This window comes from secondary endosymbiont of Ctenarytaina eucalypti, from assembly GCF_000287335.1.
Lineage (GTDB): Bacteria > Pseudomonadota > Gammaproteobacteria > Enterobacterales > Enterobacteriaceae.
In genome coordinates, this window is record NC_018419.1 from 253308 (window position 1) to 275456 (window position 22149).

14 protein-coding genes are annotated in these 22149 nt (G+C 43.3%); 5 read left to right on the top strand and 9 right to left on the bottom strand.

The features are described 5' to 3' along the window. Window positions 1-2499: 2499 nt before the first annotated feature. A complete protein-coding gene (gene cls, locus A359_RS00675) occupies window positions 2500-3960 on the top strand; it encodes a cardiolipin synthase (RefSeq protein WP_014887860.1) in 1461 nt (486 codons plus the stop codon). A 1551-nt stretch (window positions 3961-5511) separates the two neighbouring features. On the opposite strand, the gene ihfA is transcribed toward cls, so the two are convergent. The 7 genes from ihfA to thrS all read right to left on the bottom strand — a co-directional run bounded on the left by ihfA (window position 5512) and on the right by thrS (window position 13004). Next, window positions 5512-5808 carry an integration host factor subunit alpha gene (ihfA, locus tag A359_RS00680; RefSeq protein ID WP_014887861.1) on the bottom strand — a complete coding sequence of 99 codons (297 nt, stop codon included), beginning with the start codon at window positions 5806-5808 and terminating at the stop codon, window positions 5512-5514. Between the two features lie 4 nt (window positions 5809-5812). Further along, on the bottom strand, window positions 5813-8203 hold the full coding sequence (gene pheT / locus A359_RS00685) for a phenylalanine--tRNA ligase subunit beta (RefSeq protein ID WP_014887862.1): 2391 nt from the start codon (window positions 8201-8203) through the stop codon (window positions 5813-5815). Between the two features lie 15 nt (window positions 8204-8218). Then, window positions 8219-9202 (bottom strand): phenylalanine--tRNA ligase subunit alpha, encoded by a 984-nt coding sequence (gene pheS, locus A359_RS00690; RefSeq protein WP_044104673.1) that lies wholly within the window; start codon window positions 9200-9202, stop codon window positions 8219-8221. A gap of 647 nt (window positions 9203-9849) precedes the next feature. After that, the gene (gene rplT / locus A359_RS00695) at window positions 9850-10206 is read right to left on the bottom strand and encodes a 50S ribosomal protein L20 (protein ID WP_014887864.1); all 357 of its coding nucleotides are present in this window, start codon (window positions 10204-10206) and stop codon (window positions 9850-9852) included. A gap of 43 nt (window positions 10207-10249) precedes the next feature. Beyond that, complete coding sequence (gene rpmI / locus A359_RS00700) at window positions 10250-10447, bottom strand: 50S ribosomal protein L35 (RefSeq protein ID WP_014887865.1); 198 nt, start codon at window positions 10445-10447, stop codon at window positions 10250-10252. An 85-nt stretch (window positions 10448-10532) separates the two neighbouring features. After that, window positions 10533-11072, bottom strand: a complete 540-nt coding sequence (gene infC, locus A359_RS00705) for a translation initiation factor IF-3 (RefSeq protein WP_044104443.1) — start codon at window positions 11070-11072, stop codon at window positions 10533-10535. A gap of 15 nt (window positions 11073-11087) precedes the next feature. Then, window positions 11088-13004: a threonine--tRNA ligase gene (thrS, locus tag A359_RS00710; protein ID WP_014887866.1), complete on the bottom strand. Its 1917-nt coding sequence runs from the start codon at window positions 13002-13004 to the stop codon at window positions 11088-11090. A 2253-nt stretch (window positions 13005-15257) separates the two neighbouring features. On the opposite strand from thrS, the gene lpcA reads away from it, so the two are divergent. Next, the gene (lpcA, locus tag A359_RS00720) at window positions 15258-15842 is read left to right on the top strand and encodes a D-sedoheptulose 7-phosphate isomerase (protein ID WP_014887868.1); all 585 of its coding nucleotides are present in this window, start codon (window positions 15258-15260) and stop codon (window positions 15840-15842) included. A 1137-nt stretch (window positions 15843-16979) separates the two neighbouring features. On the opposite strand, the gene dnaQ is transcribed toward lpcA, so the two are convergent. Continuing rightward, window positions 16980-17738 (bottom strand): DNA polymerase III subunit epsilon, encoded by a 759-nt coding sequence (gene dnaQ / locus A359_RS00725; RefSeq protein WP_044104676.1) that lies wholly within the window; start codon window positions 17736-17738, stop codon window positions 16980-16982. A 53-nt stretch (window positions 17739-17791) separates the two neighbouring features. Here dnaQ and rnhA point away from each other — a divergent pair, with 53 nt between their 5' ends. Further along, window positions 17792-18286, top strand: coding sequence for a ribonuclease HI (gene rnhA / locus A359_RS00730; RefSeq protein WP_014887870.1), 495 nt, complete (start codon window positions 17792-17794; stop codon window positions 18284-18286). Window positions 18287-18313: 27 nt separating this feature from the next. Here rnhA and A359_RS00735 read toward each other — a convergent pair whose 3' ends face one another. After that, a complete protein-coding gene (locus A359_RS00735) occupies window positions 18314-19027 on the bottom strand; it encodes a class I SAM-dependent methyltransferase (RefSeq protein ID WP_014887871.1) in 714 nt (237 codons plus the stop codon). Window positions 19028-19075: 48 nt separating this feature from the next. Here A359_RS00735 and gloB point away from each other — a divergent pair, with 48 nt between their 5' ends. Both gloB and dadX read left to right on the top strand, forming a co-directional pair. Continuing rightward, window positions 19076-19828, top strand: a complete 753-nt coding sequence (gene gloB / locus A359_RS00740) for a hydroxyacylglutathione hydrolase (protein ID WP_014887872.1) — start codon at window positions 19076-19078, stop codon at window positions 19826-19828. A gap of 929 nt (window positions 19829-20757) precedes the next feature. Continuing rightward, window positions 20758-21831, top strand: coding sequence for a catabolic alanine racemase DadX (gene dadX / locus A359_RS00745; RefSeq protein WP_014887873.1), 1074 nt, complete (start codon window positions 20758-20760; stop codon window positions 21829-21831). Window positions 21832-22149: the final 318 nt, after the last annotated feature.

The following is a 22149-nucleotide window of genomic DNA, read 5'->3' on the forward strand; positions in this document are numbered from 1 at the left end:
GTGCCGGGTAATAAGCGCACATGTTCGCCGAACGAACGAGAGTTAGTAGAGGCATGATTGCGTTATGGTTATATCTAGTTATGCCTGATCAGGTTTGCAGAAAAATATCAATCACGCAATCTCAGGTCTACGTGGTCTTCTTTAGCTTATGGTGCGCTATTTTACCCGAAGGAATCTTTAGAAACAACAGACATGGAACATGGTGTGTATCAAATTAGAAGTTCTAAGTTACATCTCCTGCGTGCCGCACACTGCGCTTAATAGCGAAATCTGGAGCATTATGATATATCTATCCTAGATAGATATATCATAAGTCGCGTCCGACACCAGAGACACGAGGGGCAATCAGGCATCAATATGCAGACGTGCAATTTAGAATCGGTATCGAAGACGCGCTAGCAATCGTATCTTCTCGTAGTTTTTCAGCAAGGGCCTGGGACCCCGGCATGAACCGCCGACACGGCGGTAGAGATTTTTTGCTTGTAACTATGCACAGATTTGCAGATGTCATGGCCTAGGTGATTAATGTTCGGCGCTATACGGTGCAGGAATCTATTTTTTTTATTTTTCGCCTCCGGTTCATCGCTATACCTAAGAGTACTATCTACGATAGACCTTCTGCGTATCGGCAAAACATTGACCAAGATGCCCCTACCGTCTGATATACTCTGTGCATTTCTGCAGGCTATCGGGCCATGCCCACTTTATCATCTGGGGGATGCATGGATCGTGTATACGAGGATTGTTAGAAAAGCATGTGGATATCTATTTAATTAACCAAATGGCTATTTAGCGTCTGCCGCCACTGTCTGAATCGCCACTAACTGACCGGTCGGATGACAAGTCTAAGGTCGGCCTCCTTGTTTAAGATGATAATGTTTCCTCAAGAATAGATCACTCACGCTTATATTTTCAATAGCGACCAAAGCTATTTTGCTAGGCAGCTCAAAAGCTCCGTAGACGTTATCTTTATGTATCTCTAGATGCCAGATATTTATATCCTACGCGTCTCAGACTTAATGGGTTAAGCACCGCTACGTGCCGTATGCACAGCGCGGCGTTTACCGACCTGAGAATTAGCAATGAAGGATCGCGATTACCGACTACCAGTCTAATCGGTTGTTTTTCTAAACAGATCTATCCAGCAACACCGAATCCGGTACTACCTTACGATCACGATCGGCCACTTTATCTACTTAATGCCCTGTCGCTCTGGTCTTTACTCTCGCTTTTGCTGCCAATAATACATTTTATAGTCATATGACGCGCATTGTATACTAGCCTGACCACACAGTGCTTCATCATCTACATCATGAGAAACATGATATCTCTTACAAAGTAACTGTAGAACTGGCAGGGGGATAACATGCAATATTGAATGAATACCATATTCATCGATCGCTCATTATGATAGCAACTCATTAGATTGATTTAAACATATGATCTTTTTAATAAAGTAAAAACGTTCAATGATCAAGTGACTTAGTGACACAGCGATCCCTAATCAGCTTACCGCCCCTCTTGTAAGAATAGATGCGTGAAAGATTGTGCTGCGTGGTCAGCGATAACTGTTATTAAATAGCGAACTGATTACTTTTCTCCTGAAATGAAATCATCACTACAGCGCTAATGATGAACAGGTATTTTTCTTCTTACTACGAGCTTGAAAGTCCTTCATTGACTTGCTTTTTACACTGATAGCACTCTTCGTCAGTATCTTCAAATGCTTCGTTTTTCAAACGTAAATCAAAATAGTTACTTGTGTAATGCATAAATTAACGACCGGTGCAATAATCTATGCAGTCCTTGACTCTTAGGTGGTGAATATTTTGTTAAAGCGCCTATGCAGTCTTGCAGAAGGCTGTAAAAAGTACGAGCAGGGGATACGGGATGTCTTGTAGTAAACAATGCGACACATGCAATGCTTTATGCCGATTTACTGAGCAAGGCAAAATTTATATATAATTTTATCTGTATTTAATCAAGACCCTGACAAAATCATGCGGTACGCAATATCTAAAATTACTTACGAGACACGTTACTGTTATGATGTGCTATTGAGGCAGTGATTGAATAAATAGATTTTCTTTTATTCTTTTCGTGCATTAATAGTTCGCTGCAAGATCGCATCATAAAGTAAGAGATGATGAGGAAACGACGTGCTCTTAAAGTCATGCTAACTTTGTCTCTAGGTGCGTCGACGCGGTTGCGACAAGCCGCATACCAAAAAATACGGACGCCTCTACGTCGATCTCATCCGCAATATTAGGTATTAACACCGAAAATCATGTCTTAGGGAAAGAAAATAAGAATTTTATTTCTCACATCTTCACGGGGTATACGGCCGATTTTATTGTTCAAAGTGTCCGTCGCGGCGCGGAGACCCGGCCAGCTGACTCAGGTTTTTCGGCGGATCGGGCGTTCAGTAAAAGCATTGCCTCTTTTGTCACCTTATGCGTACACTGAAAGTAACGTTTTGTGAACAGGATTTTCAGCCCCATGACAACTTTTTATACCGTCATCAACTGGCTATTGCTTTTTGGCTATTGGCTGTTAATTGCCGCCGTTACCCTTCGGGTTATGATGAAACGTCGCACCGTGCCTTCAGCTATGGCTTGGCTTCTGGTAATTTATATTCTTCCGCTAGTGGGGATTATTACTTATCTTTTATGCGGTGAACTCAATTTAGGTAAACGCCGAGCTGAATGTAGGAAAGCGCTTTGGCCTTCTACTACCCGATGGATTGAAGATTTAAAAGGTTATCGCCGCATGTTTTCTAGTGAAAACAGTGATGTAGCGCGCTCTTTATTCCAACTTTGTAAGCATCGTCAGCACATAAGTGGCTTAAAAGCAAATCAAATACAACTCTTAACCAGCACCGATGCTGCGCTACGGGCGATAATTCACGATATCAGTCTAGCAGAAAATAATATTGAGATGGTATTCTACATTTGGCAAGTCGGGGGTCAGGTGGACCAGGTAGCCCAAGCTTTAATGGCCGCAGCACAACGCAGCGTACGCTGCCGTTTAATGCTTGATTCAGCCGGTAGTGTAGCGTTTTTTCGCAGCACCTACCCTGCAGTGATGCGCGCTGCCGGAGTGCATATTGTAGAAGCGCTGCACGTCAGTGTTCTGCGTATATTTCTACGCCGCATGGATTTGCGCCAGCATCGAAAAATGGTTCTAATTGATAATTATATCGCCTACAGCGGCAGCATGAACATGGTAGATCCGCGCTTTTTTAAACAAAACGCCGGCGTTGGCCAATGGATCGATATCATGGCGCGCATGGAAGGGCCAGTGGCCACGGTCATGGGCATCATCTTCTCCTGCGATTGGGAAATAGAAACCGGTGAACGCATTCTGCCACCTCCACCCGACGTCAATATTATGCCGTTTGAGCAATCCTCCGGACATACCATTCAAGTGATTGCTTCGGGACCCGGTTTTCCCGAAGGGGTTATCCATCAAGCTTTACTCATTTCCATATACGCAGCACGCGAGCAATTAGTGATGACCACGCCTTATCTAGTTCCTAGCGATGATTTACTACACGCTATTTGTACCGCGGCACAGCGCGGCGTTGATGTGCATATTATCATTCCTCGCAATAACGATTCTATGCTTGTGGGCTGGGCCAGCAGGGCCTTCTTCGCTGAACTTCTAGAAGCTGGCGTGTTAATTCATCAGTTTGAGGGTGGATTACTGCATACCAAGAGTGTTTTGGTTGATAGTCAATTAAGTTTAGTGGGAACCGTAAATTTGGATATGCGCAGCCTGTGGCTGAATTTTGAGATAACGCTAGTTATAGATGATTACAATTTCAGTAGGGATTTAGCACGCGTTCAGAGGGATTATGTTGCTCGATCGCAGCTGCTTGAGAGCGGGGTCTGGTCGAAGCGTCCTTACTGGCAGCGCATTGTTGAACGGCTATTCTACTTTCTCAGCCCCCTGCTTTAATGCTAAATCCTTCCTGGCGTTTTAAATAATTATTTAGCCCTCTGATGCAGAGTGGCTGATCATTATAGATAGCCTATGTCATTCTATTTTTCAGGTGTTCTTGTATGTTTTTAAAAATGCTTTGATGACTAAGCCGTTTGCTATCAGTCAGCTTATTTGAGTGAGATTATATTTTTAATACGCTGGTATATTTTTACTGAAGATAAGCGATTACCTAGAATATAGTACAATCAGCACTCTGTTGCTCTCTATGTATCTTTGGTAATAAAAAATAACGGTCGTGTCGCATTCATATATGCATCTATTTTACATTAGTTCTATTGATTTTATATTACACCCTTTAAGGGAATTAGTGAAATACAAAGACTATATGCTTTTAGTGAAAGTAGCTTAGATTGCTTCTAGTTTTTGGTAGTTCTGCCTTATTCGCTCCAGTAGAGAATGTTTATGCAGCAGTAAAGCTGTGCATGAAGTCAATCGGAACTTGGTTGTATCAATCAAAATTTTTCTTTATCATCGGTTTAGCGCACATTATTCATGCAATGCATTCGCCCTATAGCAACACACAAGTTTACACATCACAACTTAATATCACTGAAAAAAGATCGTCAAGCAATACAGTTTTCTGACAGTATAGATGAGACGAATGCGTTACCTAGTCATGCATGTTTTGAGTACGCCTCCCTCAGCTCTCGGAGGCGACTACTTATCTACTTAAATCTTAGGATCAAAAAAATGAAAATAATAAAATAGGTATTCAGAATTACCCTGAGCGATTAACAGCGAGTTGTTGACACAATTTTTAAACTTCTAGCACTCACAGTAACATGCAAGAGCTATGCTTTCTCGCCAAGAAAAAAGAAATCTAATATTAAAATTAAAATGTCAACACGCCGTAAAATGAAGGATTGTATGATTAAGAAAACTGGTACTAAAGACTCTGATGAAGAGTCATGGAAAGACTATTCTGCAAGCACATATCGACAAATACAGGCATAACTTACGCTTTTTTATCGTCTGGTTCTCCGCAGAAGATGCAAGTATCTTGGCTAATTTGAAGATCTGTTAAAACATCACGATAGACATTACGATTACGATGCTTGTCGTAATCAAGAAATAAAGAATTTTAACCTAATACCGTCGGCGTGAGCAGTATTAGTTATACTATTTCGCATGGCCTTGCGTTTAAAAATCAGCATTCGAATATTTTAAAGCGGTTCTTAGAGTCTGCGCGAAAATCATACGTAGACAGGCACATACAAGCAGTACTTAGCTATCACCAAAGCGCATAACCGGATAATAATTATAGTGACCTTATCAGAGAGCTTCCCTTAAATTTTTATTTATTCAACAAAAAAAGATAGTGGGTACTATGCCTGACCGGCTCGCTGAAAACATATCAGGATCTGTCAATTTGTAGCCCTTAGCACCCTATTTATCTATAAAAAATTAAAGTTCATACCCTCGAGACGGCGGCATGTTCGCAGGCATTGTAAAACACAGCGGTGTAGTGAGCAGATTACTGGCAAGAACCCTCTCGTTACACCCGGTTTAGTCTTTCAGAGAAGCATATTCGACACGGTTTTTCAATTTCTGACCGGGGCGGAAAGTAACCACCCGACGAGCAGTGATCGGAATCTCTTCTCCCGTTTTTGGATTACGACCGGGCCGCTGATTCTTATCACGCAAATCAAAATTACCGAAGCATGATAATTTTACCCGCTCGCCATTTTCTAACGCCTTTCGCATCTCTTCAAAAAAAAGTTCTACTATTTCTCGAGCATCCCGTTTGCTAAGCCCGAGCTTTGCAAATAGGTATGCGGATATTTCAGCTTTAGTAAGCGCCATACGTTCAATCCCTCAAGGATGCGTGGAATCGCTGCTTTAGTGCCGTTATGCAGCTTGCAACGGTTGCAGCAATCTCTTCTTCTTCCAGTGTACGAGTGGTATCCTGCAAAATGAGACTGATGGCTAGGCTCTTAAAGCCTTTCGATACGCCTCTCCCCCAGTACACGTCAAATAAGTTTACGCCAACCAAATGATTTGAAGAAATCTTCTTACACTCCGCGATAATATCTGCTGCGGGGCAGTCATCAGCTACAATTACAGAAATGTCGCGGCGGTTAGCGGGGAACCTAGAAATTGCATTCGCTTTAGGTATATTTCGCTTCGAAATCTTCTCCCAGAGAAGCTCAAACACTAGCGCACGGCCATTGACACTTAGTTTTTCCTCAATATCGGGATGAATCATACCAACAAATCCAATTATTTCATGTTCAAGATAAATCGCGGCACTCTGGCCAGGATGTAGAGCGGGATGCTTATGTGCTCTAAATTCAATATCGTCTAATTTTCCGGTAAGCTCAAGTATTGCCTCAAGATCTCCCTTAACATCATAAAAATCTACTGAGTCGCGCACTTGATCCCAGTGTTCATTGAACCGAGGGCCAGCAATAACCCCGGCTAGCATTAGATCCTGACTAATTTTTAGATCAGCCATACTATCAGACATAAAACGCAATCCACTTTCAAATAAGCGAATGTGATGCTGCTGACGCTTCTGATTATAGACTACTGCATTAAGCAGGCCGGTCCATAATGACAAACGCATAGCGGACATATCCCGTGAAATCGGACTAATGAGCACTAGAGGCTCTTGTTGAGGATGTAGTAGTGCTTGTTTTGTAGGGTCGACAAAGCTATAAGTAATGGCTTCCTGATAACCGCGATCGACCAGCAACGTTTTAACTCGTGACAGCGGAAGCGCCGATTCGCGATAAAGCGGAATTATAAGATCAGCGCGCACAGGTACATTTGGAATTGCATCGTAACCGTATACTCGAGCGACTTCCCCAATCAAATCTTCTTCAATAGCCATATCAAAACGCCAGCTCGGTGCTAGGGCTTGCCATCCGTCCTCGGTACCGCTGATCTGGAAGCCAAGACGGGTAAGGATATCGCTTACGTCCTCGTCTGGGATAATATGACCCATCAGACGTTTCAATTTTTTTCGTCTAAGTTGGATGGTAGTGGGGTGTCCTGAGTCAATTTTGGAGACCGCATTAGTAATCGGTCCCGGCTGACCGCCGCAAATTGATAGCAACAGCGTCGTTGCCCGCTCCATAGCGCGCGACTGCAGCTCTGGATCCACTCCGCGCTCATAGCGGTGCGCCGCATCAGTGTTCAATCCGTAACGGCGGGCACGGCCAGTAATGGCCCATGGCTGGAAAAAGGCGCATTCTAGTACAACGTCTCGGGTAGTCGGGCTAATACCGGAAGCCGCCCCGCCAAAGATTCCTGCTATAGCCAATGCTTTCCCACGGTCAGCAATCACTAGCGTATCAGACGAGAGCTTGACCTTACTGCCGTCTAGCAAGGTTAGAGGCTCATCCGGCGTAGCATAACGTACCACGATCCCGGCCTCGATACGATGCCGGTCGAAGGCGTGCATTGGCTGTCCTAGCTCCAAAAGCACGTATTTGGTGATATCCACCACCGAGCCTACCGATCGTAGACCGCAGCGTCGTAGTTTTTCCTTCATCCACAGCGGCGTTTTTGCACTAACGTTGATACTATTTATTACCCGGCACATATAGTGTGGACAGGCATCACCTGCCTCAATGCGAATTGGAAGTGAATCGCCGATAACCGGCATAACCGTCTCGATCACTGGCTGCACTAGCGTCATGCGGTTACGAACCGCTACATCGCGGGCAATACCTAGCAATCCTAGGCAATCGGCCCGGTTAGGCGTAACGCTGATGTTGATCGTATGATCGTCAAGCTGAAGATAAGAGCGGATATCTTGGCCGATAGGAGCATCAGTAGGCAGCTCGATGATACCCGAATGGTCGTCGCCAGAAATTCCTAGGTCAGAAAAAGAGCACAAAATGCCGTCAGACAACTCGCTGCACAATCTTGCTGTCTTGCTGTTGTAAGTGCCTGGCAGAAGGGAGCTGATTGTAGCTACTGCAACCCGCATCTCGGGACGACAATTGTGCGCATTGCAAACGATATCCAAGCATCGCTCAAGGCCAATATCCACCTTCGTCACCCACGATGTGTAGGCATTAGGATGTGCCTGGCATTCAATTACATGACCAATGACAACGCCGGTAAAACGACCCGCGACCGGCGCCACGCTATCTACTGTTAAGCCGTTCATTGTCATTTGTGCTACCAGCGCGTCGCTATCTATGGGTGGATTGACCCATTCACGGAGCCATAGCTCACTGAATTTCATATCTTTATCTTGCCTTTATTTAAATTGTTTAAGAAAACGCAGATCGTTTTCAAAGAATGCGCGTATATCCCTGATATCGTAACTTAGCATCGTCAACCTCTCCATGCCCATACCGAAGGCGAAGCCAGAGTAGATTTCCGGATCAATACCGATATTGCTTAGCACATTCGGATGGATCATGCCGCATCCCAGCACTTCCATCCAGCGACCGTTGTTTCTCCTGCAGTCTACTTCAGCGGAGGGCTCTGTAAATGGGAAATAAGATGGGCGAAAACGCACATGTAGATTTTCTTCAAAGAAATCACGTAGAAAATCATGCAAGGTGCCCTTCAGGTTACTGAAACTAATATCGGTATCGATAATTAGCCCCTCTATCTGATGAAACATCGGCGTATGAGTTTGGTCGTAATCATTGCGGTACACCCGTCCCGGAGAAAGAATACGTATCGGTGGCTGCTGAGTCTTCATGGTACGAATCTGTACGCAAGAAGTCTGCGTACGTAATAATCGGGTTGCGTCGAACCAGAAGGTATCGTGATCGTCGCGTGCAGGATGGTGAGCCGGAATATTCAAGGCGTCAAAATTGTGATAATCATCTTCGATCTCGGGGCCGGTAACCACTGAAAACCCTAGTTTTCTGAAATACCGCGCAATGCGCGTAATAGTCTGCGATACCGGGTGAAGTCCTCCATTTTCAAGGCGTCGCCCAGGTAGCGAGACGTCCAATGTCTGGGTCGCTAGTCGTGCTCCTAGGGAAGAGTGTTCTAGCACAGACTTGCGTTTAGCCAGCGCCTGCTGTACCTCTGCCTTGGCTTGGTTAAGTATAGCGCCTGCTGCCGGCCTAGAATCTGGCGATAGAGCCCGAAGCGCTGTCATGTGCCGGCAAAAATACCCTTTTTTGCCTAAATATTCGACACGCACGGCCTCTAAAGCGTTTATATCTTGGGAATTTTCGATGGCTGCTTTTATCCGCACAACCAACGCTGCGAGATGTGGCATTGCTTTCCTCTTCATCCTGCTATAATAGATGAGCTTCAGCATCAAAAAAGGAGCGAGGTCGCCTGGCTCACCCACAGCGCGTAGCGCTGCCGCTAGAAAACAATACAGCATTTTTCCCCTCAAGAGGGTTACTAGCGCTATTTTCGTGTCGTGGCCTACCCCGCCTGTCCAAGCGGGGTAAGCATTATTGAATGATTAAAAATCATGCTGCTTTTAAATATATTTAAGTAGATAATCCTTGCTGTCTCGTGTCTATTGTTTTTTTTTATAAATGGTTGAATAAGTAGCTTTTTGTGCTGAAGGTTACGTGAATCAACTAACGTTCAGAATTTTAAGGTATAGCAATTAGACCTCATGAAAAAATGATAGACGTGAGACAGCAAGGATTATCTAACCCCAAATAAGTCGCAGAACAGCATGAAACTCTGTTTTTTAAGAGTGCTCAGCTTACGTTAATCAGTACTTGATTTGTTCACTGCACCTATAGTAGACAATGTTCTTCTTTAAACAAGCCTTGCTAAATTAAAAAAACAAACGAAACCAGCAAGCATTCATGCTTGCAGAACTTTGTTAGCGTTTGATATGTTTTTAAATCGTTTTCTTTCGGCCTAAAAGGAAATGGCACGGTTTTTATTACTGCACCTAACTTACGATAGGGCATGTTTCGCTTTATCTGCTAGAGCGGAGAAAGCGGATTTTTCTAACACGCTGATATCCGAAAGTATTTTACGGTCTATCTCAATAGAGGCTTTTTTGAGGCCATTGATAAAATTACTATAAGAAATACCGTTCTGCCGGGCAGCAGCATTGATACGCGCGATCCAGAGCTGACGAAACTGACGTTTCTTTTGACGACGGTCACGATAAGCATATTGACCTGCTTTAATAACCGCCTGACAGGCTACCCGGTAAACGCGTGAACGTGCACCGTAGTAACCTTTTGCTTGTTTTAAGATTTTTTTGTGACGTGCACGTGCAACCAAACCTCGTTTTATACGAGCCACATTCTTTCTCCTAAAGTCTTATTGAAATCTATTAAAATAACGCTTACGCATACGGTAGGGAACGCACGACAAACCTTAGATCCCCTTTAGAAACCATAGATTTTAGGCGGAGGTGACGCTTACGCTTAGTAGATTTTTTAGTCAGAATATGACGGATATTAGCATGCTTTCGCTTGAAACCGCCTGAAGCCGTTTTCTTAAAGCGCTTTGCAGCACCACGTATTGTCTTTAGTTTTGGCATGAGTCTATCTCTACCACTTATTATTAATAATATGCAACACATAAGAGAAGGCGCCGCTAGAGAGCGCCTTAATTTTAAAACTTTACTATTTCTTCTTAGGTGCGAGAACAATGGTCATCTGACGACCTTCAATTTTTGAAGGGGCAGATTCTACTACCGCCACTTCACTGAGATCTTGACAAACACGGTTCAGCACTTCGATTCCGATCTGCTGGTGCGCCATTTCACGACCACGAAACCGTAGGGTGATTTTGGCTTTATCACCATCTCCCAGAAATCGCACTAGATTGCGTAGTTTTACTTGATAGTCGCTTTCATCGGTGCCAGGACGAAATTTGATTTCTTTAACTTGAATAACTTTCTGCTTCTTCTTCTGTTCTTTAGTTAATTTACTCCTCTCATAGAGGAACTTGCCGTAATCCATGATTCGGCAAACCGGCGGTTCAGCATTGGGGCTGATTTCGACTAAATCAACGCGCTCTTCCTCAGCTTTTTCAAGCGCTTCACTTAGGCTGAAAATACCAAGCTGCTCGCCGTCGATATCCGTTAGACGAACCTCTGCAGCGCGAATTTCTCGGTTAATACGATTGGGACGTGCTGTCTGCACTCGTTTTCCGCCTTTAATACTTTATCCCTCCAGTTAATTAATACTACGGCAGCGGATTTCGTGCTGCAGCTTTTCAATAAGCTCGTTAACATAGATGCTACCTAAATTTTTACCGCGACGCGTGCGCACGGCAACCCTACCTTGTGTCATCTCCTTATCTCCGCAGACCAAGATATAAGGCACACGAAGTAAAGTGTGTTGGCGGATTTTAAAGCCTATTTTTTCATTTCTCAAGTCTGCCTTTACTCGGATACCTACCGCTGACAGCTTTTCCGTTATTTTTGCAACATATTCAGACTGCTTATCGGTGATGTTCATTATTACCACCTGCGTCGGCGCTAGCCAGGTAGGATAGAAACCCGCATACTCTTCTGTTATTATCCCAATAAATCGTTCCATTGATCCTAAAATAGCTCGATGAATTATGACTGGGACTAGCCGTTCGTTATTTCTTCCCACATAGAAGGCGTTTAAGCGTGCAGGGAGTGAAAAGTCTAGCTGCACCGTGCCGCATTGCCAAGCGCGATTTAGGCAATCTAAAAGCGTAAACTCAATTTTCGGACCATAAAAAACCCCTTCTCCTGAATGGTATTCAAAGGCAATACCATTTTCCGTTAGTACGGAGGCCAAATCCTGCTCTGCCCGGTCCCAAACTTGATCGCTACCGATGCGCTTTGCAGGACGGGTAGACAATTTGATCAAGATTCTTTCAAAGCCAAACGTAGCATATACATCGTACACCATTTTGATGCAATTGTTTACTTCATCGCGCACCTGCTCTTCGGTACAGAAGATATGGGCATCGTCCTGAGTAAAACTTCGCACACGCATCAGCCCATGCAACGAACCGGATGGCTCATTGCGATGGCAGCTCCCGAATTCCGCCATACGCAGCGGCAGATCACGGTAAGATTTTAGCCCCTGATTAAAAATCTGCACGTGCCCCGGGCAGTTCATGGGTTTAATGCAATATTCCCGACTTTCGGACGATGTGGTAAACATATGCTCGGCGTAATTCTCCCAGTGCCCGGTCTTGTCCCAAAGCATGCGGTCCATCATAAACGCTCCCTTCACTTCCTGGTACTGATAATCTCGCAGCTTCATTCTTATAAAAGCTTCTAGCTCGCGGAACAGAGTCCAGCCATCATGATGCCAAAACACCATGCCCGGCGCTTCTGCTTGCATATGATAGAGATCAAGCTGTTTCCCGATCTTACGGTGATCTCGCTTCACGGACTCTGCTAAATACCGCAAATAAATATTTAGCTGTTTCTGATCACCCCAAGCTGTGCCGTAAATACGCTGTAGCATTTTATTTTTGCTGTCGCCACGCCAGTAGGCCCCAGACGTTTTTTGCAAAGTGAAGTGATGACAGAAGCGTATATTTGGCACATGCGGTCCGCGGCACATATCCACGTATTCTTCATGATGATACAACCCGGGGCGTTCATATCTGCTAATATTTTCATCGAGAATAGCTACTTTATAATCCTCGCCCCGCGCGAAAAATTCATCACGAGCCTGTTGCCAGCTAACGTTTTCTTTAATTATGGGATAATCTTTTTGAGCCAGTTCCTGCATCCGCTTGTTTAGCTGGTCGAGATCAGACTGGGTCAGGACATGATCGAGCTCGACGTCATAATAAAAGCCTTGGTCAATAACAGGACCGATTGCCATTTTTGCATTCGGCCATAATTGTTTGATGGCGTGCCCCAGCAAATGCGCGCACGAGTGGCGGATAATTTCTAGCCCCACCTGATCTTTAGCTGTAATTATGAAAAGCTTAGCATCGTGCTCGATGAGATCGACAGCATCCACCAGTTTCTCGTTAACGCGGGCTGCGATGCACGCTTTGGCTAATCGAGGACCAATGGCGCGTGCAACATCAAGAGAAGTGACAGGATGTAAAAACTGACGCTGACTGCCGTCAGGGAGAGTTATAACGGGCATGCGTTTTTCCTTAATTTGCAGCCTTGATCGGTAGACAAGATCACTAACAAATAGAAAAATATGAAACTTCAAAAGACAAAATGCTATGTTGCTGAACATTGCACAATATGTGCACTAGCAGCTGTACATCAGTACCCTGTTTTACTACATAAAATATAATTTATAATATCTTAACACCCCTAAAAAAAAAATCTTTTTTATTCTATAGATTCCGTGCATAAAATATCGTTCTTCTTTAATAAACATAATTGCACGCTTTAAATCATCAAAAACATACAGGCACAGAATCACAGTGAGCCCATCATCTAGAGGCGTTAATTTTTTGTTGCAAAATGCAAGAAATCGCCAATACATGCTTTGCATAGATAAAAAAAGAGGAAAAATTCAATCTAACATACTACCATTCCTTTTAGCTGAATATTCATCCTCGCAATTCTAATAGACTTCAAGGTCTTAGGATATGCAATGAACGTCAATTTTTTTCTTAAAATTACAAGATGATGTTATAGGATGTTAAAAATAAACCATCTAAACTTGATATTATTTAATTTTTATTGAGGTAAATAGCATAAGTTTCGATCTATATTTTCTGAAATTGATACGGCCCTTATTCGAGGGCATGATACTTTAATGCATCTTTTCTAATTTTAACAACATTTATTAAACATAATAAAATCTAAACCATTAGTTTAGTCAACCGTCTGAATCTCCACAGCGTACAACCAGCCTCTACTAAATCAAAAAAAGAGCAGGTTAGCTCTAGTAATAGTATCTCAGGATCAGTGTTGTTTTCCTCTTGGAAAATTCTTGCATGCGAAGAAGTAAAAATTTCCGCACTCGAGAATACAATTATTACGTTCCACAATTTTTTCATAAGTGCATATTCCGGCTATATATATCAAAAGATAATCAACCTCGATATTTATTATATACGCTCACTCTTTTACTAACCTCTCATTGATACCTTCCCTCTACAAGCAGGATTTTACTTTTTGCCTGATTCGATATCACTATCCTCAATGGTGAGAAAAAATCGAGTAATAAGACTCTTGACACTATGATTCTACTAAATCGAAATATCTTTTAGCTTGTTTTGGTTCAGCGCCCAGCCTGTTCAACAAACACGGCTGCGAGTAATGTTTATGAATTTGGGATTTTTAAATAAAAGTTAGGTATTCAGTAATTTGCTAATGCTATGCCCTGTTTTAAATAACAGACATCGGCCAAATAGGCTTGGCTAATTTTCATCAACTGTTTAAAGTTTGTTATGCGTTTCTATAAACGCTTTCTGGGTTTCTGAACTGAACTCCTAAACACATGAGAGATACCTACAGGCTGTTTGTCAGTAAAACCTTTATAATACATTTATTTCATGATATCAAAAATGGAATTACGAGGATACGCCCGACACTTAAACAGTGTACTCAATAATAGCCGCATGGTGCGAAAAAGTCATTCTTTAATATTATCTGAAAGTCATAAATTTTCTATTCAAAACTATACCCATTTATTAAATCCGCTATTTTTAGGCGAATTTTCTTATTCTCTCATTAGTCGTTGAAATAATCGATTACGATAATTTTCTGAATTAGATTGAGATTCTATAATAATCTCAGTCATAAAAAAATAGACCACATCTGATCATGCACATCATCGCTCACGCATAGATCAGTCGAATATTTAGAGATGTTTTGCTATTCAGCAGGAAAATGTTTATTTTTATAAAACAAGCGGCTTTCATAAAAAATGAAGTGTGGTCAATGAGTGCGAGTCTCTATCACTCGCTGAGTGCAAAAAGACTATTAAAAAAGATTGTATGTATGAGTCATGGGAAAAGGTGTTGTGCTAAATATTGTTAGATGCTTGCCGATACTTGCTGTTTTTTAACATCTGGCGGTAGATGCTGCTCTGCCATCTAACATCGAGTAAAATTTTTTTAATCTCGAGGACGCCCTCATATTATGAGGTCTCATTCTATGCTTCTATTTTACAGAGACAACTCAGCGCACTCAGTGCTACCGGCATAAAGTTTATTGATTAAACCACTCTCTTTCTGATCTAGTATACACAGAACTCACACTTCATCATTTTGCGTACAACTAATAAAAGATAGCATCAAGAGTAGTAGTGGTGTACTGTAATTGTGTCTTTGAGTATCACCAATCAATAAACCTCAGTCACTTTGACAGGATGCTGATAGACTTTAGGTGGAATATTTCATCAATATCGCCAGTATTGATTGAGGGACGACACATGTATAAGGATCTAATCCGCAGCGAACTTAACGAAGCCCTGCAAACTTTACAAAATTTTCTTAGTGATGAGCATCATATTCAATCTATTGAAGCGGCAGCTAAACTGATTGCCGATATTTTTAAAGCCGGTGGAAAAGTGTTTTCGTGCGGCAACGGTGGTTCACACTGCGATGCGATGCACTTTGCAGAAGAATTAACCGGACGTTATCGAGAAAATCGTCCAGGCTATCCCGCGATCGCTATTTCTGACCCCGGCTATCTATCTTGCGCGAGCAACGATTTTGGTTATGAGCAGGTCTTCTCGCGTTATATTGAAGCAGTGGGAAATTCATGCGATCTTTTGGTTGGCATTTCCACTTCTGGTAACTCAGAAAATATTATCCGGGCTATTCAATCGGCGCGCGGAAAAAAGATGCGGGTTATCTGCCTTACGGGAAGAGGTGGGGGAAAAATAGCTGGTAGCGCGGATGTAGAAATCTGCGTGCCCCATGTCGGGTATGCCGATCGAATTCAGGAAATGCATATCAAGGCCATTCATATTCTAGTCCTGCTCATCGAGAAGGAAATGACGACGCTTCGGTAAACCTCATATCAGAAGGGGTACAGGTAGGAGGACATATACATAACAGCACTCAGTATAAACGCTACTGTAAAAAATATTTTTACGTTTTAATGTAACAAAAGTAATCCATGCATGTATTTAGCGATACATGTCTTTGATGCTTAATCTTGCTTAGAAGGGAATGCTATCAGCCTCCATCTCCCGCGCAATCATTTAATCACCAGAATAATGCTATTGAATAAATAAAAATTTATACATCTACACAACCATACGTGTTGCTTTTTAGGTGATGCAGAGACCGTAAGACGTTTGTAGCAGCGTAATCTAATGAAGTCTTTTTTACCCTGGCACTTAGAAAAGATACTCAGGCAGACTCAAATAAGGACCAGCAGCATTCTAAATAAGCATATAACTGCTTCTCTCCGCTAGTTCAATGTCGGATACCCACAGTTACCACTACGGTCTATTGCTAGGTATCTTGTTACCGCTGCTTGCACCTTGATGCGCCCCAGTTTCGTTGGAAGTATAGTCTCAGAGATGGCTAATCTTAGGACACCAGCTGCGGTGGTATCAGAGAATTTTATGGTCGTCTGAAAGAGAGTATTGAATAGTAATTTTTATCGACAGCACCATTAGCCGACACTGATCTGATTTTTAGGTCAGGCCCATTTCATCACATTGAGAAGAGTTAATACATAAATAGCACTGTGGTTCGATAAATCAGAACTAGATAGTTTCATGTGTCGCTTTATTCGCTGCGAGAGAGCGATTGCACTATACGTTGATTTTTCTAGCACCACGTCTTCAACCTATAGCACAAGCTATAAATTAAGCGTGCTATAAATAACTAACTATGTAATCAGCACTACTGCTAAAAAATGGCATTAGTTATTTTGAATAATAAAAACCTAACCCTGCCCTTTGAAATCGCAGGGCTTTAATAAATTATCTATCTTCAAGCACTGGCAATCAAGGCTTCTCCCTAAAAATCAAACATGATGCACGAATGAATCAGCGTACTGCACTTGCATATTGCATCGAAAAAAATATTTCAGAATACAGTCAAAGCAGAGCGTCATCAATAACCTGCATGTGCTGAAAAATTATTTTATGATACAGGCAGATTCCTGAGTTCTTTGTCACCTATAACAAAGTATTTTACTCGCTTTGAGCAGTTTTTTGTTCCCGCCACAAACAGCTGCCACTTTTTTCCTTTAGTAGATCTAATTGCTGTTCATGGGAAAAAATTTCTTCATCGCTAGCATAAATAATCTTCAAAAATTTCTGACCTCGTGGTACCCGATGGATTTGCACGCCCCCGCCCCCTTTGCTTTGCTCATCTTCATCTGCCATCGAAAAATGCATTGCGGTCTGGCCACCGGTCATAAGCAAAAAAACGTTCGCCAGTATTTCAGCATCATATAAAGCACCGTGGCGGGTACGCTTGCTATTATCTACGAGATAGCGGACGCATAGCGCGTCCAGACTATTACGCTTACCAGGGAACAGTTTGCGTGCTAGCAGCAGGCTATCCGTCACCTTACAAAAGGTGCAAGTTTTAGAGATGCCGCGATGCAGCATCGAAAACTCATAGTCTATAAATCCGATATCAAAGGGGGCGTTATGAATGACAAGTTCGGCTCCACAAATAAACTGCAAAAATTCATCTGCTATGTCAGAAAATGTCGGCTTATCCGAAAGGAATGCATTACTGATGCCATGTACATGAAATGCTTCAGGGGCTACCAGCCGATCCGGCTTCAGGTAGACGTGAAAGTTCCGACCAGTCAGGCGACGATTCATAACCTCGACCGCACCAATTTCTATAATCCGGTGTCCTGCGTAGTGGGGCCCCACCTTGCTCATGCCGGTAGTTTCAGTATCCAGGATAATCTGTCGCGTAATTTCAGTGCTCATCATGATTTTTTATGTCAGACTTGGGATTTTAACATAAACTAATTATAGCAAAGATGTTCAAAAAAGTTAAAATTTTTACTGACGGTTCCTGCCTAGGCAATCCCGGCCCCGGCGGATATGGCGCTATATTGCGTTATAAGCAGCATGAACAAACCTTCAGTGCTGGTTATCGCCTGACGACTAACAACCGAATGGAGTTGATGGCGGCTATTGTGGCACTAGAGGCACTGCATGACTCCTGTGAGGTCGTGATTAGCACCGATAGCCAGTATCTCCGCCAAGGCATTACAAAATGGATTCATCAATGGAGACAGAGGAGATGGACAACCGTTGATAAAAAGCCAGTAAAAAATGTTGATTTATGGAAGCGTCTAGACGCAGCCACTCACCCTCATAATCTGAAATGGACCTGGGTCAAGGGCCATGCGGGGCATCCGGAAAACGAACGCTGCGACGTGTTGGCGCGAACCGCTATTAGTCGTCGGCTAGCTTTAGAAGATGGAGGGTATTCGCTTAACGCGAGTATGTTCTGCGATCCCTCAAGATGAATCAGCATCACTCTGCTTCCGGACATATCACTGCGGGTAACTGCAGGTGCTTGCATTTATCGGCTGTTGCAATCCGTGTGTAGATTGTTTTTGCATCGGCATCAAACTGAGGGGAAATGTCCGTTTACGCGCGATGATCAGACTCAGGCAACCAATAACGGGAAAACACATGCTGAGTAGGTGCCCCCCATGCTGTCGCCATGGCAAAACCTGTAGACGCATGCAGTGTAATATCTCAAAATTTAGCACCCCCAGCCAATCCAGCAGCCGTATTTGCGTATACATACGACTCCTGTAGGGATGGCGACGAAAAAGAATCGGACATATTTTACCTAGCCCTAGCAAGCTCACGGGGTTGAATGTCGTTATCACAAGCCAGCCATCATCAAGCAGAACTCGATCGACTTCTCGTAAGATCTGACGGGGGTGCCCGGTATAGGATAAGGTATGGGCCAGCAAACAAGCATCTGTCGACTTGTTGGAGAATGGCAATCGGTGAGGCTCGGCAATAACGTGCAAACACTTACCTTCAAGACCCACATTAATCTGATGAAAAATAGCGCAATCTCTAGTATCAAGATCGGCGCTTAAAGCGCCGATCTTGAGTAAATACAATCCGAAAAGCTTAGGCCACCACGCTTTTAACTCCTGCCCCAGTGCCTGGCGATAGTAAGCCCCGTAGGGCATATCGTCCCATGAGGTAAGCCTTACAATACTCTTTTTACTTTGCGCTGCTTTCATGTTTGTGAGTCTTAGTTAAAATCTTTTAGATAAATAACGAGGTTAAAAATGAATCTTGTCAGCATTCCAGCCTTGTCGGATAATTACATTTGGCTGTTACATAATCACGATAGCCAATGCCTGGTTATCGACCCAGGTGAAGCAGATCCTGTATTACAAGCGCTGGATAATCGCCACCTGACTCCAGTTGCTATTTTATTAACCCATCATCACCCCGACCATGTGGCAGGGGTCGTCGAGATACTTCGGCATTTCACATTGCCAATCTATGGCCCGAAGGAAACTTATGACAAAGGTGCTACACATATTGTTGATGAAGGCGATGTCGTAATATTATTGGATCATACTTTTAGGGTAATGCGCTTGCCCGGTCATACACTCGGACATATTGGATTTTACAGCGCACCCTGGTTTTTTTGTGGTGATACGGTTTTTTCAGCAGGTTGCGGGCGGTTGCTCGAGGGACATCCTAAGCAGATGTACGAGTCTCTTCAGAAGATTAATCAGCTCCCTCCCGACACATTCATTTGCGCTGCTCATGAGTATACTTTAAGTAATTTAGATTTTGCGGCCAGCATCTTACCCCAAGATGGGGTTATTAGAGGTTATAAACAGCATATTAAAAAATTACGTCTAAAAAAACAGCCAAGTCTGCCTACAACGCTGTATGTAGAGCGTAGAATAAATCTTTTCTTACGTTGTCATGACCTTCGCTTACAGAAGGCACTCAATATTTATCCCATTTTCGGCGCTGAATGGAGTGTTTTTTCCTTATTACGCAATAAGAAGGATCATTTTTAACCTAAGACATGCACACTGTAGTCTACGTGTGGTAAAAGAATCTTTTATTGAAAATATCGAAATTTTTGATGATCGCTCGTTAAATGCATGACATGAATTCAAAAAATTACATCTATAAGCAATCTGTCTTTTAAAAGCAACGATTAATGTACTCGCAGTTAGGTCCCAGAGTCCCGCGACTCTATACGCATGATAAATGTATACGTCAGCTATTGCTGTGTGGATAGAGAAAGGTTTTTGAGGAAAACCAACTACTTTTCTGCTCAGATAAAGCTATCACTACGGTTTTTATAATGAAATGCATGTAGCTTTTCGCAGAGGGCTGCAATAGTATTGTTGGCTCGATTTTAAAACTTACACGTAATGATGCTGCGAGATGTAGACTACATGCTGTTCAGCACGCGGTTAGGTATGGTACGCATTAGCAAAGTAACGTTAATAGGGATTACAAATATTTCTTGCAGCATTGATAGCGCCGGGGTCAAGTATAATATGAAGAAGACGGGGATCTGTCCCGTACGAGAGTACCAATAAGCGCAGAGCAAGGCATCAGTGCCATTTGTAACTAAGCGTGAAAAATGATATTATGTGTCTCAGTTTATAGCACAACAGTGTGACTAATGAAGAGTTTTTGCCAAATCAAAGCATGTCAATCTCCTGAAAAAATCCGGCAGGCATCTCACGGTGGTACTGACATGAATAAAAGCGCTAGATTCCGTTTAAAATACTTCTTGGTGATTATTTGAGTTTGAATACGTATGAGAATGCCGTGAAGGGCAGGAATACGGCAGCGCCCTCAGTACTGCACGGGATTGGAATATTAAGAATGCAAAATAACATTCTCATAGCAGCACAAGAGCTTTGCCGTTAGCGAACTTTTCACACAGTTTTATTTCTTCAACAAAAATCGAAGCTCAAGAGTAGTTGTTATGCCACGTCCAATTATTGCTACGGTGGATTTAGCTGCGCTGGCATCAAATTTAAGTATTGTTCGACGTCATGCGCGGTGTGCGCGCGTATGGTCAGTGGTGAAAGCTAATGGCTATGGCCATGGCCTGCATGCTGTTTGGCGAGGATTGCAAAAGACGGACGGTTTTGCGCTACTAGATCTTAATGAGGCAATCCTGCTACGGAATATCGGCTGGCTCGGTCCTATTCTTCTTCTAGAAGGCTTTTTTAAGCCAGCTGATTTAAAAGACATCGATCGTTATCGTTTGACCACCGTCGTGCATAACGACTGGCAGATCGACGCTCTACGGAGCATAACCCCGCATGCACCGCTAAACATTTACCTCAAACTAAACAGCGGCATGAATCGATTGGGTTTCAGCGATCGAGCGTTACCTGATGCCTGGCAAGCTCTGAGTAAGCTCAAACAGGTGGCGACGCTAACCTTAATGACTCATTTTGCTTATGCCGATATGCCAGAAGGGGTCGAGGCACAAATGGCCGTGGTAACACGCGCAGGCGCGGGGCTGGTGGGTCCGCGCTGCTTAGCCAACTCTGCCGCCACGTTGTGGTATCCAGAAACCCATGGGCAATGGATTCGACCGGGCATTATGCTCTATGGAGCCTCCCCCAGCGGTGACTGGCAAGACATCTCTACCAGCGGTCTGAAGCCAGTTATGACATTGCAAAGCGAACTTATTGCTGTGCAGGCTGTGCCGTCAGGAGGGCGCATCGGTTACGGCGGCCGGCACCAGATAAGCAAATCTCAGCGCATCGGTGGCGTCGCCTGCGGTTACGCGGATGGGTATCCGCGACATGCGCCTACGGGAACACCGATTTTCGTTGACGGCTTTAGAACACGCACTTTAGGCACAGTCTCTATGGATATGCTCATGGTAGATTTGCAGCCTTGTCCGCTGGCGCGCATTGGGTCTAAGGTCGAACTGTGGGGACATAACATCAAGATCGATGAGGTAGCTAGCGCTGCCGGAACTCTCAGCTATGAACTTATGAGCGCGATTGCACCGCGGGTAGCAGTGCGGCTCCGCTACTAACCCATAGAGATGAAATAGTTGAGAAGACGAGCTGTTCGGGATACACCTGTGGTGGTTGTAAATGACGCGTAAGTTACGGTAGCAATATGGAAATATACTATGCAATAGTCTCTTCATGCATTATTGCTCATTTTTAAAATAACTTAATAAAAAAACACACCGTGGTTGAACATATAAAAGCAGATGATCCTTGGCTCATGTTGCTATGTTCATTTCATAACATCGTTTCTTTCAAGCAGTCTACGGTTTCATTTTTTTTCATTAGCCTACGTATAACACAACTCTCAAATAGAACGAAGCCGTGACAGCAGCATCAAT